Source organism: Paraburkholderia sp. CNPSo 3272 (assembly GCF_024206495.1).
Classification (GTDB): domain Bacteria; phylum Pseudomonadota; class Gammaproteobacteria; order Burkholderiales; family Burkholderiaceae; genus Paraburkholderia.
This window is the reverse complement of record NZ_JAMBPQ010000034.1, coordinates 1-15,279: the sequence shown is the minus strand read 5'-3', so window position 1 is coordinate 15,279 and position 15,279 is coordinate 1. Positions and strand designations below refer to the sequence as shown.

11 protein-coding genes and 2 rRNA genes are annotated in these 15,279 nt (G+C 64.0%); 2 read left to right on the top strand and 11 right to left on the bottom strand.

The features are described 5' to 3' along the window. Positions 1–6 precede the first annotated feature (6 nt). The 7 genes from murF to coq7 all read right to left on the bottom strand — a co-directional run bounded on the left by murF (position 7) and on the right by coq7 (position 7,690). Entirely contained in the window at positions 7–1,443 is a 1,437-nt protein-coding gene (murF, locus tag M3I53_RS29105) for a UDP-N-acetylmuramoyl-tripeptide--D-alanyl-D-alanine ligase (protein ID WP_254319284.1), read from the bottom strand. Beyond that, positions 1,440–2,990 carry a UDP-N-acetylmuramoyl-L-alanyl-D-glutamate--2,6-diaminopimelate ligase gene (locus tag M3I53_RS29100; RefSeq protein WP_254319283.1) on the bottom strand — a complete coding sequence of 517 codons (1,551 nt, stop codon included), beginning with the start codon at positions 2,988–2,990 and terminating at the stop codon, positions 1,440–1,442. Before M3I53_RS29100 ends, murF begins: the two co-directional genes overlap by 4 nt. Continuing rightward, positions 2,987–4,882: a penicillin-binding protein 2 gene (locus M3I53_RS29095; protein WP_254319282.1), complete on the bottom strand. Its 1,896-nt coding sequence runs from the start codon at positions 4,880–4,882 to the stop codon at positions 2,987–2,989. The genes M3I53_RS29100 and M3I53_RS29095 overlap by 4 nt, the downstream gene beginning before the upstream one ends. Further along, entirely contained in the window at positions 4,879–5,235 is a 357-nt protein-coding gene (gene ftsL, locus M3I53_RS29090; RefSeq protein WP_254319281.1) for a cell division protein FtsL, read from the bottom strand. Before ftsL ends, M3I53_RS29095 begins: the two co-directional genes overlap by 4 nt. Continuing rightward, complete coding sequence (gene rsmH / locus M3I53_RS29085) at positions 5,232–6,185, bottom strand: 16S rRNA (cytosine(1402)-N(4))-methyltransferase RsmH (RefSeq protein ID WP_254319280.1); 954 nt, start codon at positions 6,183–6,185, stop codon at positions 5,232–5,234. The genes ftsL and rsmH overlap by 4 nt, the downstream gene beginning before the upstream one ends. Positions 6,186–6,202: 17 nt before the next feature. After that, the gene (mraZ, locus tag M3I53_RS29080) at positions 6,203–6,631 is read right to left on the bottom strand and encodes a division/cell wall cluster transcriptional repressor MraZ (RefSeq protein ID WP_028207782.1); all 429 of its coding nucleotides are present in this window, start codon (positions 6,629–6,631) and stop codon (positions 6,203–6,205) included. A gap of 396 nt (positions 6,632–7,027) precedes the next feature. Then, positions 7,028–7,690 (bottom strand): 2-polyprenyl-3-methyl-6-methoxy-1,4-benzoquinone monooxygenase, encoded by a 663-nt coding sequence (gene coq7 / locus M3I53_RS29075; RefSeq protein WP_254319279.1) that lies wholly within the window; start codon positions 7,688–7,690, stop codon positions 7,028–7,030. Positions 7,691–7,997: 307 nt separating this feature from the next. Here coq7 and M3I53_RS29070 point away from each other — a divergent pair, with 307 nt between their 5' ends. Further along, the gene (locus tag M3I53_RS29070) at positions 7,998–9,212 is read left to right on the top strand and encodes a porin (protein WP_254319278.1); all 1,215 of its coding nucleotides are present in this window, start codon (positions 7,998–8,000) and stop codon (positions 9,210–9,212) included. Between the two features lie 168 nt (positions 9,213–9,380). On the opposite strand, the gene M3I53_RS29065 is transcribed toward M3I53_RS29070, so the two are convergent. Further along, entirely contained in the window at positions 9,381–11,054 is a 1,674-nt protein-coding gene (locus tag M3I53_RS29065) for a long-chain fatty acid--CoA ligase (protein ID WP_254319277.1), read from the bottom strand. A 148-nt stretch (positions 11,055–11,202) separates the two neighbouring features. Next, positions 11,203–13,281, bottom strand: coding sequence for a molybdopterin-dependent oxidoreductase (locus M3I53_RS29060; protein ID WP_254319276.1), 2,079 nt, complete (start codon positions 13,279–13,281; stop codon positions 11,203–11,205). 178 nt (positions 13,282–13,459) lie between these two features. Between M3I53_RS29060 and M3I53_RS29055 the strand changes: the two genes are divergently transcribed. Further along, positions 13,460–14,653, top strand: a complete 1,194-nt coding sequence (locus tag M3I53_RS29055; RefSeq protein WP_254319275.1) for a M20 aminoacylase family protein — start codon at positions 13,460–13,462, stop codon at positions 14,651–14,653. A gap of 123 nt (positions 14,654–14,776) precedes the next feature. Here M3I53_RS29055 and rrf read toward each other — a convergent pair. Both rrf and M3I53_RS29045 read right to left on the bottom strand, forming a co-directional pair. Further along, positions 14,777–14,890: ribosomal RNA gene (gene rrf / locus M3I53_RS29050) — 5S ribosomal RNA — on the bottom strand. A 171-nt stretch (positions 14,891–15,061) separates the two neighbouring features. After that, a 23S ribosomal RNA gene (locus M3I53_RS29045) occupies positions 15,062–15,279 on the bottom strand; the annotation flags it as partial.

Sequence of the window (15,279 nt, the reverse complement as noted above, 5' to 3'; positions counted from 1 at the left end):
CGTATTTCAGTGCGCACCGGACTTCGGGTCCGGTGCAGGGTTTTGCGGATTCGTGGGCGGGTTTGTCAAAGCCGCCACCACGCGCTCCATCTGCATGAAGCGCGAGCCTTTCACGAGAATCGTTGCGCCAGCGCCGTAACCGGCACCGGCCAGCATGCGCACGAGCTCGCCCACGTCGGCGGCGTGCTGCGCCTGCGCGCCGAACGCCGCCGCGCTGTCACGCGCTGCGTCGCCGAGCGTGTAGAGCGCGTCGATGCCGCGTTCCTTCGCGTAAGCGCCCACCTCGCGGTGAAACGCGGGACCGTCGTCGCCGACTTCGCCCATGTCTCCCAGCACGAGCACGCGCGGCGACATGCGCGAAGCCAGCACGTCGATCGCCGCGCGCACCGAATCGGGATTCGCGTTGTAGGTGTCGTCGATCACCGTCGCGCCCGTCAGTTCGCCAAGCGCCGCGCGCTTCACCTGCAAGCGGCCCTTAACCGGCTCGAACGCCTCGAGCCCGCGCCCGATCGCTTCGAGCGATACGCCCGACGCGATCGCCGCCGCCGTGGCCGCGAGCGCGTTGTGCGCGTTGTGCGCGCCCAGCACTTTCAACTCCACTTCGAGATGGCCTTCCGGCGTCGCGATCGCGAGACGGTTGCCCTCCAGCTTGTCGACGAGCTTGCCGGTGACTGCGGCTTCAACCGCACGCGTATCCGTATGCAGCGCGAAGTCGAGAATGCGCGAACCCGTCGCCGCCACGCGCCAGATGCTCGCGTAGGCATCGTCGGCGGGAAACACCGCGACGCCCGTGGGCTTGAGCGCGTGAATCACGCTCGCATGCTCGAGTGCGACGGCTTCCACCGTCGCCATGAATTCCTGATGCTCGCGCTGCGCGTTATTCACCACCGCGACCGTCGGCTCGGCGAATTTCGCGAGCAACTCGGTCTCGTCCGGGTGATTCATGCCGAGTTCGACCACCGCCAGCCGATGAGCGCCGCTCAAACGCAGCAACGTTAACGGCACGCCGATGTCGTTATTGAGGTTTCCGGTGGTCGCGAGACGCAAATTTTCTCCAACGGCCGCCGCGAAGATCGACGCGATCATTTCCTTGACCGTCGTTTTGCCGTTGCTGCCCGTCACGGCGACGAGCGGCATCGAGAAGCGACGGCGCCAGCCGAGCGCGAGCGCCCCGAGCGCCTTGCGCGTGTCGTCCACGCGCAGCGCGGGAATGCGCCAGTCGCCGGGGCTGCGCGAAACGAGCGCCGCGCTCACGTGGCGGTTCGCGACCTCGCCGAGAAAGTCGTGCGCGTCGAAGCGGTCGCCCTTGAGCGCGACGAAGAGATCGCCGGGGCCCGTGGTGCGGCTGTCGGTCGAAATGCGCTCGAACGTGGCGTTCTCGTCGCCGAGGACGCTCGCGCCGGGAATCAGCGCCGCGGCTTCCCGTAGGGAAAGCATCGTCATTCACCACCTCCGCGCCCGTGCGTGGCACGGGCGGCGAGTGCAAGCCGCGCGTGGTCCTGATCGGAGAACGCGCGCTTCTTGCCCATGATTTCCTGGGTCGCCTCGTGGCCCTTGCCGGCCAGCACGACGACGTCTTCGCGCGCCGCGCCGCGCACCGCTTGCAGGATCGCACTCGCGCGATCCTCGATGCGGCGCGCCTTCGCGGCGTCGCGCATGCCTTGTGCGATCTGCTCGATGATCGCGGCAGGCGATTCGCTGCGCGGGTTATCGCTCGTCACGACGACCTGGTCGGCCAGGCGTTCCGCGATCGCACCCATCAGCGGGCGCTTGGTCGCGTCGCGATCGCCGCCGCAGCCGAACATGCAGACGAGCTGGCCGCCGCGTGCGGCCGCCATCGGGCGCAGCGCCTCGAGCGTTTTTTCGAGCGCGTCCGGCGTATGGGCGTAATCGATCACGACGAGCGGCTCGTCGCGATCGGCGCGGCCGCCAAGGCGCTCCATGCGGCCGTTCACCGGCTGCAGCTTCGAGATCTCGTTGAGCGCCGCGACGAGCGGCACATTCGCCGCAAGCAGCGCGCCGAGCACGCCGAGCAGATTGCTCACGTTGAAGAGGCCCAGCACGTGCGCCTCGACTTGCGCCTCGCCCCAATCCGACGTTTCCAGATGGAACGCCGTGCCGGTGGCGGTCGCGCGCACGTCGTTCGCGCGCAGCCAGGCGTCGGCGACGGGTGCGTCGGCGGCCGGAGTCGCCACGCTGTACGCGATCGTGCGAGCCTTGCCGCGCGTCGCGGCGATCAGGCGGCGGCCCGCTGCGTCGTCAGCGTTGATGATCGCGGCGCGCAGGCCCGGCCATGCGAACAGACGCGCCTTCGCGGCCTCGTAGGCCTCGAACGTGTGGTGATAGTCGAGATGGTCTTGCGTGAGATTCGTGAAGACGGCGATGTCGAACGAGGTGCCGTTCACGCGGCCCTGATGCAGCGCGTGCGAGGAGACTTCCATCGCAATCGCCAGTGCGCCGGCGCCGCGCAATTGCGCGAGGCTGCGTTGCAGTTGCGGCGCATCGGGCGTGGTGAAGCCCGTGTGCACGAGTTGGCCCGGAAAGCCCGTGCCCAGCGTGCCGACGATTGCGCACTTCTGGCCGATGGCCGTGAACGTCGAGGCGATCCACTGGCTGCACGACGTCTTGCCGTTCGTGCCCGTCACGCCGACCACGAGCATCGCATCGCTCGGGTCGCCATACCAGCCGCTGGCGATTTCGCCCGCGAGCACGTCGAGCTGCGGCACAGCGAGCGCATTCGACGCGTCGAGCTTCTCGCCCGCATACCCTTCCGGCTGATACAGCACGGCTGCAGCGCCCCGCTCGATTGCATTGGCGATGTGCGGCCGGCTGTCCGCACCCTCGACCGCATAGGCGAGAAACACATCGCCCGGCTTGAGCGAGCGCGTATCGGCGTGCAGGCCCGCTTCTGGCGTGACGTGCGCGCGCAGCCATGCGAGCGCGTCCGCGATCTGCCGGTGCGCGGGATGCTGGGTGCGCGTGGCGCTCATCGGACGACTCCGGGTCGATTTTTCGCGTTGTCCGCGACGGTCATGTGATGCGCGGCTGCGGCGCTTTTGGCGGCGGCCGCGTTCGCCACGTGCTTCACGGGCGTAGCTGGCGCGTTCGCGACGGCCGGGGCCGAGGCGCCGGCGGCGCTATTGTCCTCGACGACCAGCTGCTTCACCGGCATATCCGGCGGGACGTTGAGCGAGCGCAGCGTATCGCCGACGATGCCCGAAAACACCGGACCCGACACCGCGCCGCCGAAGTGGCTGCCGGCCGTCGGTTCGTCGACCGTAACGGCCACGACGATGCGCGGATTGGGCATCGGCGCCATGCCGACGAACGACGCGCGATACTTCGAATGATCGTAGCCGTGCGGCCCATGCTTGTACGCCGTACCGGACTTGCCGCCCACGCGGTAGCCGGGCACCGCGGCGTCGGGCGAGGTACCGTCCTTCGACACCACGCTCTCCAGCATCGTGCGCACTTCACGCGCCGTGGTCGGCGCGAAAACCTGCGTGCCCTGCACCGGCTGTGTGTCGCCGGGGTGGCGGAAGATCGTCACGGGCAGAATCTGGCCGTCGTGCGCGATCGCCGTGTACGCGCGCGCAAGCTGGAATAGCGAAACCGAGAGGCCGTAGCCGTAGGACATCGTCGCCTGCTCGATGCGGCGCCAGCTTTTCCACGGACGCAGACGGCCCGCCGCCGCGCCGGGGAACCCGACCTTCGGCGCCTGACCGAGACCGATGCTGGTGTACATGTCCCACATTTCTTCGGGGCGCAGCGTCATCGCGATCTTGGTCGCGCCGATGTTGCTCGACTTCTGGATCACGCCGCCCACCGTCAGCACGCCAAAACCGGCGTCGTCGGTGATGGTCGCGCCGTCGAGGGTGAAGTGGCCCGCGCCCGTATCCACCAGTGTACTCGGCGAGACGCGGTGCAGATCCAGTGCAAGCGACACCGTGAAGGGCTTCATGATCGAACCCGGCTCGAACACGTCGGTAAGGATGCGATTGCGCAACTGCTCGCCCGTGAGGTGCGAGCGATCGTTCGGGTTGTAGGTCGGATAGTTCACGAGCGCGAGCACTTCGCCCGTGCGCACGTCCACCACCATCGCGGCGCCGGCCTTCGCCTTGAACTTCTCGACGGCGGCTTTCAGGTTCGAATAGGCGATGTACTGAATCTTGCTGTCGATCGACAGTTCGACGTCCTTGCCATCGTGGGGCACGACCGTTTCGTCGACGTCCTCGACGATGTGGCCCATGCGGTCCTTGATCACGTGGCGAATGCCCGGCACGCCCGCGAGCACCTTCTGGTCCGACAGCTCGACGCCTTCCTGGCCTTCGTCCTCGACGTTGGTGAAGCCGATCAAGTGCGCGGTGACGTCGCCTTCCGGATAGAAGCGCTTGTATTCGTTGCGCTGGTAAACGCCCGGAATGTCGAGCGCCGTTACTTTCTGCGCGACGTCGAGCGGCACCTGGCGCTTCACATAGACGAACGTCTTGTCTTCGGAGAGCTTCGCGCGCAGCTCTTTCGTGTTCATGCCGAGCAGCGCGCCGAGCTGGTTGAGCTTGTCGGCGCCGAGATCGTCGGGCACGGCTTCGGGAATCGCCCAGATCGCGCGCACGGGCAGACTCGTGGCGAGCACGAGGCCGTTGCGGTCGAGAATCTTGCCGCGTGTGGCCGGCAGCTCGATCGTGCGCTGGTAGCGGCTTTCGCCCTGCTTCTGATAGAACGCGTTGCCCGGGCCCTGAATCCAGAACGCGCGCGCGGCGAGCGCGACGAACGCCATGAAGAGCAGGAACACGACGAGCTTCGAGCGCCACATCGGCAGGCGCACGGAGAGAATGGGGTTGGCGCTGAAGGCGACGCTCTTGCGGCGATTGTCCTTTTTCATCGCGTGCCTCCGCGGCGGCCAGTCGTGGGCGCGGCGCCCTGCGGGGGCGCCGAGGTCGGCACGGGGGCGTCGACGGCGGTTACGCTGCCGGGCGCGAGCGTCAGATATTGCGTGCGTCCGGTCGTGACGGGCTGCATCTTGAGCGAGTCGGTGGCGATCTGTTCGATGCGCGACGTTCTCGACAGCGCGCTCTGCTGATATTGAAGCTGTGCGTAGTCCTGCTGAAGCTGATGCTCCTGCGACTGCGCGCGTTGCAACTGGATGAAGATCTGGCGCTGCTGATTGTTGGCGTTCACGACGGAAAGCGCGCACCCCATGACGACGATCAGCAGGAAGATGTTCAGACGATTCATGGCGTGATGCGCTCCGCGGTGCGCATTACGGCCGAGCGGGCGCGCGGGTTCGCGGCGACTTCCTCGTCGCTCGCGAACACGCGGCCGAGCAGCTTGAGCGGCGGACTCGGCAGGTCGACGGCGCGAATCGGCAGGCGGCGATCCACCGCCGGCGCGCTCGCGTGCGCCTGCATGAACCGCTTGACGATCCGGTCTTCGAGCGAATGAAAGCTGATGACCACCAGCCGCCCCCCCTGTTCCAGCAACGACAGTGCTGCTTCTAGAACGACCTGCAGCTCCGCAAGCTCTTGATTGACGTGAATCCGTATAGCTTGAAAGGTGCGGGTTGCCGGGTCCTTACCCTTCTCACGGGTTTTGACGACGTTAGCCACGATTTGGGCAAGCTCGCCCGTGCTGTCGAGAGGCCCGAGACGGTCGGACTCTGCCCGGCGAGCAACAAGCGCCTTTGCAATCTGAAAAGCAAACCGTTCTTCCCCATAATCCCGAATTACCTCCGTCAGTTCCTGCAACGTGGCCCGAGCGAGCCAGTCAGCGGCGGACTCGCCGCGCGTCGGGTCCATCCGCATGTCGAGTGGGCCATCCGCGCGGAAACTAAAACCGCGCTGCGGATCGTCGACTTGCGGCGACGACACGCCAAGGTCCAGCAATATTCCCGACACACGCCCTACCCCGCGCGACGCGAGCTCGTCGCGCAGCGAAGCAAAACTCTCATGCACGATCGAAAACCGCGCGTCGTTCACGGTTTGCGCTGTCGCGAACGCCAGCGGGTCCTTGTCGAACGCGATCAGGCGCCCAGCCTCGCCGAGACGCCCGAGGATCGCGCGACTGTGCCCACCGCGACCGAACGTGCCGTCCACATAGACGCCGTCCGCGCGCGTGACCAGTGCGTTCACCGCTTCGTCTAGCAGCACCGTGCGATGCTGCAGTCCCTGTCCCATCGCAGATGCCATAGCTTTTTGAACCGCGATCAGAACGTGAAATTTTTCAAGGCGTCGGGCATGCCCTGCGCCATCGCCGCCTGTTCCTTGGCGGCGTAGGTCTGCGCATCCCACAACTCAAAATGACTACCCATGCCGAGCAGCATGACTTCCTTTTCCATTCCTGCTGCCAGACGCAATTCAGGTGAGACGAGCACGCGGCCCGCACTGTCGACATCGACGTCGGACGCATTGCCCAGAAAAATGCGACGCCACCAGTGCGCATCCATCGGCAAGGCGGCGACCTTCGAGCGGAACACTTCCCATTCGGGGCGCGGAAATAGCAACAGGCAGCCGTCCGGGTGCTTGGTGATCGTCACCCGTCCTTCTGCCTGTTGTTGCAGCGCTTCCCGATAGCGAGACGGAATCGACATCCGTCCTTTCGCATCGAGTGTCAGCGCCGACGCCCCCTGGAACAATTTGCTCCCCCTAATGCGGCGCTTTGGCCGCCCGCCTAAATCCCGGAAAATCTACCTGAATACGCGTCTGAAATCACACAAAAATACACTTTCTCACACTGTCTCCCACTTTAGAGGAACGCCCCACGAGGGTCAAGGGAGACCGGACGTTTTTTGACGAAATTTATCCGCTAGAACAAGGACTTAGCGGCACTTGTTGAAGTCGGGACAAAAGCCAAAAACCGTTATGAATGAATGAACTAACGCAGGTTGTGAAGGTGATACGTGAAAAGCGTGGCGATAAACGGCCTATGGCGGGATCGAGCGGGGGCTTGCGGGGATTAAAACCGGGGCTGAAAGCTCTGAAAGATTAATCCGGGTTTGGACCGACAGCGATTGTCGGCCCAAGCCCAATAATCAGATGTAGTAGGCGGTTCGCGTCATGAATTTCGATGCTACGCGCATTAGCGAGCGCACCGGCAAAGGCAATTCGGCTCCGCCCAGATCGGTGGCCGATTTTGCGTGCGAGATTTCATCGGCGCGCATTTGCTCGACGACCGCGCGCGACTCGAGATCGGCGGGCGGCAGGCTGTCGAGGTGGCTGTCGAGATGATGCTCGACCTGGCGCTCGGTTTCGGCCATGAAGCCGAGGCTCACTTTGTCGCCGAGGCGGCCGGCGGCGAAGCCGATCGCGAGCGCGCCTGCGTACCACAGCGGGTTAAGCAGGCTCGGACGCGAGTCCAGCGCCTGCAGCCGGCGCGAGGTCCACGCGAGGTGATCCTCTTCCTCGCGCGCGGCCTGCTCGAAGGCAGCCTTGAGCGAGGGCGAGCGCGCCGAGATTTTCTGCGCCTGATACAGCGCCTGTGCGCACACTTCGCCCACGTGGTTGACGCGCATGAGGCCGGCGGCGTGCGTGCGCTCGGCAGGCGTGAGTTCGCTGCCGGCCGGGACGGCATCGCCCTCGGGCGTCACTTCGATAGTAACGGGGGAAGGCTGCGGCATCGGACGCGTCATGCGCGACACGCCGGTGAGAGAGCGCAGGCCCCGGTCGAATTCGGTAATCAAGTCATCTAGCGTCATCCAGCCTCCCTTTCATTTCGCTGGCGAGCCGGATTGGCCGCTCGCCCGGACTGCCCTTCCACCACTACACAAACTCGCGCACATCCGTCAATCCGGGGCAGCGCCGATAGATAGCCGCATATTCTAGACCATGTTGTGTAAACGAAACAGGTACTTAGCGAGGCCCTGGCTTTTCCTTTGTGACCATTAACCCTTTTGTTACATTACGTGGCAACTTCTCGCGAAGTTAGAAGGACAGGACCCCGCACTATAAAAAACCGGTCCTGTTAAAAGACGCAAAAGATTCGCAAACACTGGAGATCATTCAATGAAGAAGTCGCTTCTCGCGCTGGCTGCGCTGGGCGCGTTCGCGGGCGTTGCTCACGCTCAGAGCAGCGTCACGCTGTACGGCATCATCGACGAAGGTTTCAATATCAACACGAACTCGGGTGGCAAGCACCTGTACAACCTGTCGAGCGGCGTTCTGCAAGGCAGCCGATTCGGCCTGCGCGGCGCTGAAGACCTCGGCGGCGGCCTGAAGGCAGTCTTCGTGCTCGAAAACGGCTTCGACGTGAATAACGGCAAGCTCGGCCAGGGCGGCCTGATGTTCGGCCGCCAGGCTTACGTCGGCCTCTCGAGCGCACAGTTCGGCACGGTCACGCTGGGTCGCCAGTACGACTCCGTCGTCGACTACGTCGGCCCGCTTGAAGCAGGCGACCAGTGGGGCGGCTACATCGTGGCTCACCCGCAAGATCTGGACAACTTCAACAACGCGTACCGTACGAACAACACGGTCAAGTACACCAGCGCGAACTATGGCGGCCTCACGTTCGGCGGTACGTACAGCTTCGGTGGCCAGGCAGGCAATATCACCGGGAACCAGATCTGGTCGCTGGGTGCCGGCTACAACAACGGCCCCCTCGCTCTTGGCGTTGGTTACCTGAACGCACGCACGCCGAACGCTTTCGGCGGCCTGTTCAACAACGGCTCGACCTCGTCGCCGCTCTCGAACTTGCCGACTACGGCTAGTACGATCAACGGCAACGCGGTGTACGGTGGCTTCTCGACGGCTAATACGTACCAGGTCATCGGTGCAGGCGGCGCATACACACTTGGCGCAGCAACGTTTGGCCTGACGTATTCGAACGTCAGCTTCCGCAACCTGGGTGCGGTCGCGGGCTCGACGGGCGGAGTTGCTTACCAGCGCGGCTCGAACGCGACGTTCAACAACGTCGAAGCGAACTTCAAGTACCAGTTCACGCCGGCTCTGCTCGCAGGCTTCGCGTTCGACTACACGGACGGCCGCAGCGTTACCTTGGCGAACGGCTCGAGCAACAGGGGCGCGAAGTACTTCCAGTACGCCTTGGGCACGGACTACTTCCTGTCGAAGCGCACGGACGTCTACCTGATCGGCGTGTACCAGCACGCTACGGGTACGAACTCGCTGGACCAGTCCGCTGTAGCGAACCTCAACGGCCCCATCACGCCGTCGAGCACGAACAACGTGTTCACGGCTCGCGTCGGTATCCGTCACAAGTTCTAAGAAGAACAGTCGCTGTAATCTCGAAGGCGCCTCCGGGCGCCTTTTTTCTTGGGTGCGTTTTGTCGTTTCGCCACAGTGCGCACGCCCCCAAAAAAATGCGGCCTGCCCTCGATGGGCAGACCGCTTTTTGCTTGCGACTCGCTGGCCTTTGGCTTCTTTCTTGCGTTTTCAGGCGCGACCGTCGCGCAGCTCGCGGCGCAGGATCTTGCCGACGTTGCTCTTGGGCAGATCGTTGCGAAACTCGATGATCTTCGGCCGCTTGTAGCCGGTGAGCTGCGTCTTGCAGTACTCGAACACGTCCTTGTCGGTGAGCGCCGGGTCCTTCTTGACGATATAGAGCTTCACCGCCTCGCCCGAATTCTGGTCCGGCACGCCCACCGCCGCCACTTCGAACACGCCCGGCAGCTTGGCCACGACGTCCTCGACTTCGTTCGGATAAACATTGAAGCCCGAGACCAGAATCATGTCCTTCTTGCGGTCGACAAGCTTGATGTAGCCGCGCGCGTTGATGAGACCGATGTCGCCCGACTTGAAGTAGCCGTCCGGCGTCATGACCTTCGCCGTTTCTTCAGGCCGCTGCCAGTAGCCCGCCATCACCTGCGGCCCGCGGATGCAGATCTCGCCCGCTTCGCCGATCGGCAGTTCGTTGCCCGCATCGTCGCGAATCGAGATTTCGGTGGAAGGCAGCGGCAAACCGATCGTGCCGGTGTATTCCGTCGCCGTGACCGGGTTGCAGGTCACGCTGGGCGAGGTTTCCGAGAGGCCATAGCCTTCGACGATCGGCGTATGCGTGCGCTCGTACCAGCGCCTGGCCACCGCCTCCTGCACCGCCATGCCGCCGCCGTTCGCAACGAGCAGGTGCGTGAAGTCCAGATTGCCGAATTCCGGATGGTTGAGCATCGCGTTGTAAAGCGTGTTCACCGCGGGGAAACACGTGATCGAGTAGCCACGCAGCTCCTTGATCATGCCGGCGATATCGCGCGGATTCGGAATCAGGATCGCGAGACCGCCGGTGCGCAGCGTCAGCAGCCCGCAAACGGTCAATGCAAACACGTGATACAGCGGCAGCGCCGCGACCGTTACCGGTTGTGTACCGGATGGCAATTTCGCCAGCGCGGGCTCGGTCCATGCCGCCGACTGCAGCACGTTGGCGATCAGGTTGCTGTGCAGCAGCGTCGCCCCCTTGGCCACGCCGGTCGTGCCGCCCGTGTACTGAAGGAAGGCGACGTCCTCGGGCGTCTGCTCGACGCGCGTGAAGCCTTTGCGTGCCCCTTCGGCGAGCGCGTCGTTGAAGCGCACGTGGCCGGGAAGGTTCCAGGCGGGCACCATCTTCTTCACGCTACGTACGACGAAGTTGACGATGAAGCCCTTCGCGCCAAGCAGATCGCCCATCGCCGCGACCAGCACGTGCTTCACGCGCGTATTCGCGACAACGGCGCTCACGGTCCCCGCGAAATTCTCGAGGACGACGATCGCCTCGGCGCCGCTGTCCTTCAACTGGTGCTCGAGTTCGCGCGGCGTGTAGAGCGGGTTCACGTTCACGACGACGTATCCCGCGCGCAGCACAGCGGCGAGCGCGACCGGATACTGGAGCACGTTGGGCATCATGAGCGCGATGCGCGCCCCACGTGCGATGCCGCGCGACTGGAACCACGCGGCCAGACGCTGGGAGAGCTGGTCCAGCTCGCCGTAAGTGATCGTCTTGCCCATGCAGGCGAAAGCGGGCTTTGCACGGAATTCGCTGAAGCTCTCCTCGAGCAGCGCAGTGATGGACGGATAACGGCTCGCGTCGATTTCAGCGGGAACGCCGGGCGGGTACGATTTCAGCCAGACTTTTTCCATGCAGCGTCTCCTCCTTGATTTTTCGAATGGTCGTGCTAAAAATTTGGATCGTAGCATGGCGACCCAGCTTTTATGTCAGCAAATCAGCCAGTTAGAAAGGCCCCTCGAACGTGCCTCGCGGGGTTGGTAGCGGCAGCGTGTGGCGCTTTCAGGCGCGCTCGACCTCGACGAGACAATCGTAAAAAGTCGCCGAGCCGCCAAGATCGGTGAGCGCCTGGCTGGTCACCTCGTTGGCGTTGCGGCCGTCCGGCGCAAGCTTCTTCCACCAGATCGACAGGCCCACCACGAGACCGCTGCGTGCACGATCGGTCACCCGCGCCCGCGCGCGCATCGAGCCGCGGTCGTTGAACACGCGAACCTCGTCGCCGTCGGCAATCTCGCGGCGGGCGGCGTCGGCAGGATGGAGGTCCACGTGCGGCTCCCCTTCGGTCGCGCGCAGGCTTTCCACGTTCACGAAGGTGCTGTTCAGGAAGTTGCGCGCAGGCGGCGAGATCATCGCGAGCGGAAAGCGCGCGGCGAGTTCGGGCGCACCGTCCGCCGATTCGTGCGGCGGCAGATAGTCGGGCAGCGGATCGAGCCCGGCCTCCGCAAGCGCCTCGCTATGGAACTCGCACTTGCCCGTGGGCGTGCGAAAACCGCCACGCGCGAACGGTGCTTCGGCGATGTTCAGCTTCAGCCAGCCTTCGCGCTTGAGCGCCGCCCAGTCGGCGCCGCCCAGTGCGGGATCGCTCCAGTCGAATGCGTGGGCCGCCACGTCTTCGTCGCTTTCGAACAGCGCCGGCTCGGTCAGGCCCATCGCGCGCGCGATGGAGCGGAAAATTTCGGTGTTCGGCCGCGCCTCGCCAACGGGCGCGATGGCAGGCAGGTTCGCCATGACGTGCGTGTGGCCGTAGGACTTGTGGACATCCAGATGTTCGAGCTGGGTCGTGGCCGGCAGCAGCAGGTCGGCGTAATCGGCGGTGTCTGTCTGGAACTGCTCGAGCACGATCGTAAAGAGGTCTTCGCGTGCGAAGCCGGCCGCGACCTTCGCCGACTCGGGCGCAACCGCAACCGGATTCGAGTTGTAGACGACGATCGCTTCGACCTTCGGCCCGAATGCGGCGTCGCCCGTGTGCGTGAGCGCGTCGCCAATCTGGTTCATGTTGACGATGCGCGGCTGATGCTGCGGCCAGCCCGGGATCAGATCCGGACGCTGGAGCGCGTTCGCATCGACAGGGGCCCAGCCCGACGACGAAAGCAATACGCCGCCCGCGCGATCGCGCCACGCGCCGGTCAACGCGGGCAGGCAGGCGATGGCGCGCACCGCGTTGCCGCCGCCGCGCACGCGCTGCAGGCCGTAGTTCATGCGAATTGCCGCCTTGCGCGTCGAGGCATAGAGGCGCGCGAGATCGACGACGACCTGTTCCTCGATGCCGCAGATCGCGGCGACGCGCGCGGGCGTGTAGGTGAGCGCACGGGCCTTCAGCGCGTCGAAGCCGTGCGTGTGGGCCGCAATGTAATCGTGATCGAGACGGTCCTCGGTGATTAGCACGTGCATCATGCCGAGCGCGAGCGCGCCGTCGGTGCCGGGCTTGAGCGCAATGTGCTGATGGCACTTCTCGGCCGTCAGCGAGCGATAGGGGTCGATCGCGATCAGCTTGGCCCCGTTGCGTTTCGCCTCCTGCGCGCGGGTCCAGAAGTGCAGGTTCGACGCGATCGGGTTGGCGCCCCAGATCAGGATCACCTCGCTTTGGGCGAAATACTCGGTGAGCATGCCGAGGCTCGAGCCGAACGTATAACGCAGGCCCGCGGCGCCCGCGGCCGCGCAGATCGCGCGATCGAGACGCGATGCGCCGAGCTTGTGAAAGAAGCGCTGGGCGATGCTATCGCCCTGAACCAGTCCCATGGTGCCGGCATAGCTGTACGGCAGGATCGCTTCGGGCGCTCGCTGCGCGATTTCGCCGAGGCGTTCGGCCGCGATTCGACAGGCTTCCTCCCAGCTGATGGGCTCGAAATGCCCTTCCCCCTTGCGCCCCACACGCTTCATCGGCTGCGTCAATCGCTTCGGATGATGGACACGCTCCGCATAGCGGGTGACCTTCGTGCACAGCACGCCTTGCGTGGGCGGGTGGTCGGGGTCGCCGCTCACCTTGATCGCCCGGCCGTTTTCGACGGTCACGCGCATCGCGCAGGTATCGGGACAATCGTGTGGGCAAACTGCACGAGCAAATTCGGCTGGAGCGTTCATCGGAAATCCGTGGGTGAAGCGTCTGTCGTAACAGCGATTTTATTATGTTCGGCGTGCGAGCCTTGTACGCACCCTGTGGGTTGGCGCGAAAAAAAAGGTTCGGCGTAGAATGGTCCGTCTAGACCCGGCCTATTCTGGAGACGAAGGCCGGGCGCCCACTTTTTGAGCACCGTCCGCCATGAAACTGATTCCGGAAATCCAGGCCGCACAAGGCGAAATCCAAGGCCTCCGACGAACGATCCACGCGCATCCCGAATTGCGCTACGAAGAAACCCAAACCTCCGATCTCGTTGCGGCGAAGCTCACGGAATGGGGCATTGAAGTGCATCGCGGCATGGGCCAGACCGGCGTCGTCGGCGTGCTCAAACGCGGCACCGGCAAACGGATGGTCGGATTGCGCGCGGATATGGACGCGTTGCCGATCCAGGAGCTCAACACGTTCGATCATCGCTCTCGCAACCAGGGCAAGATGCACGCGTGCGGCCACGACGGCCATACGGCGATGCTGCTTGGCGCGGCGCAATATCTCGCACGGCACGGACAGTTCGACGGCACGATCGTCTTCATTTTCCAGCCCGCCGAAGAAGGCGGCGCCGGCGCGAAAGCCATGATCGAAGACGGCCTCTTCAAACAGTTTCCTGTGGACGCCGTTTTCGGCATTCACAACTGGCCGGGCATGCCGGCTGGGTACTTCGGCGTGACCGAAGGGCCGATTATGGCCTCGAGCAACGAATTCCGTATTGAAATCAAAGGCGAAGGTTCGCACGCCGCGTTGCCGCACAATGGCCGCGATCCGGTCTTTACGGCGGTGCAGATCGCGAACGGGTTGCAGAGCATCATCACGCGCAACAAGAAGCCGCTCGATACGGCCGTGCTCTCGATCACACAGATTCATGCGGGCGATGCGGTCAACGTTGTGCCGAATACGGCCTGGATCGCGGGAACGGTGCGTACCTTCACGACGGAAACGCTGGATCTGATCGAATCGCGACTGCGCAAGATCACCGAGGGCACGGCGCAAGCGTACGACTGCTCGGTCGACATCACCTTCCATCGCAACTATCCGCCGACGGTGAACAGCAGCGCGGAGGCGCAGTTCGCCGCGGAGGTCATGCGTGAGGTGGTCGGCGCCGATCACGTCGACGCGAACGTCGAACCGACCATGGGCGCCGAGGACTTCTCGTTCATGCTGCTGGAAAAGCCCGGCTGCTACGCGTTTCTCGGCAATGGCGAAGGCGGCCACCGGGATGCCGGACACGGCGCAGGCCCTTGCATGCTGCACAACGCGAGCTATGACTTCAACGATCAACTGCTGCCGGTCGGGTCGTCGTTTTGGGTGCATTTGGCGACGAAATTTCTGGCACAGCAGTGATTCTGGGCACCAATGCAAAAAGCCGTCCAAGACGGCTTTTTTCATGCATCTGAAGATGCGTAAACGCCAGAACCCCGGTGCTCTTTCGGAGACACCGGGGTTCGGGACGTTACAGCATAAGGAGCCTGACGATTACCTACTTTCACACGGGCAATCCGCACTATCATCGGCGTGGAGCTGTTTCACGGTCCTGTTCGGGATGGGAAGGGGTGGGACCAGCTCGCTATGGTCATCAGGCATGACGGGTTGCTGCGTCGGCTCGGGTCTTTCGGACCTGGCGCCACAGCCAATCGGGAAGAAGCGTAAAGAGGTTTTTTGCTGAATTGGGGTTGTGTTGTTTCCGGCACAACACATGATCTCAACCTGTGCGTCCTGCTCACCCACGCGGGGCGGAGGCACACCTGTTATAGGATCAAGCCTTACGGGCAATTAGTATCAGTTAGCTTAACGCATTACTGCGCTTCCACACCTGACCTATCAACGTCCTGGTCTCGAACGACCCTTCAAGGGGCTCGAAGCCCCGGGGATATCTCATCTCAAGGCGAGTTTCCCGCTTAGATGCTTTCAGCGGTTATCTCTTCCGAACATAGCTACCCGGCGATGCCACTGGCGTGACAACCGGTACA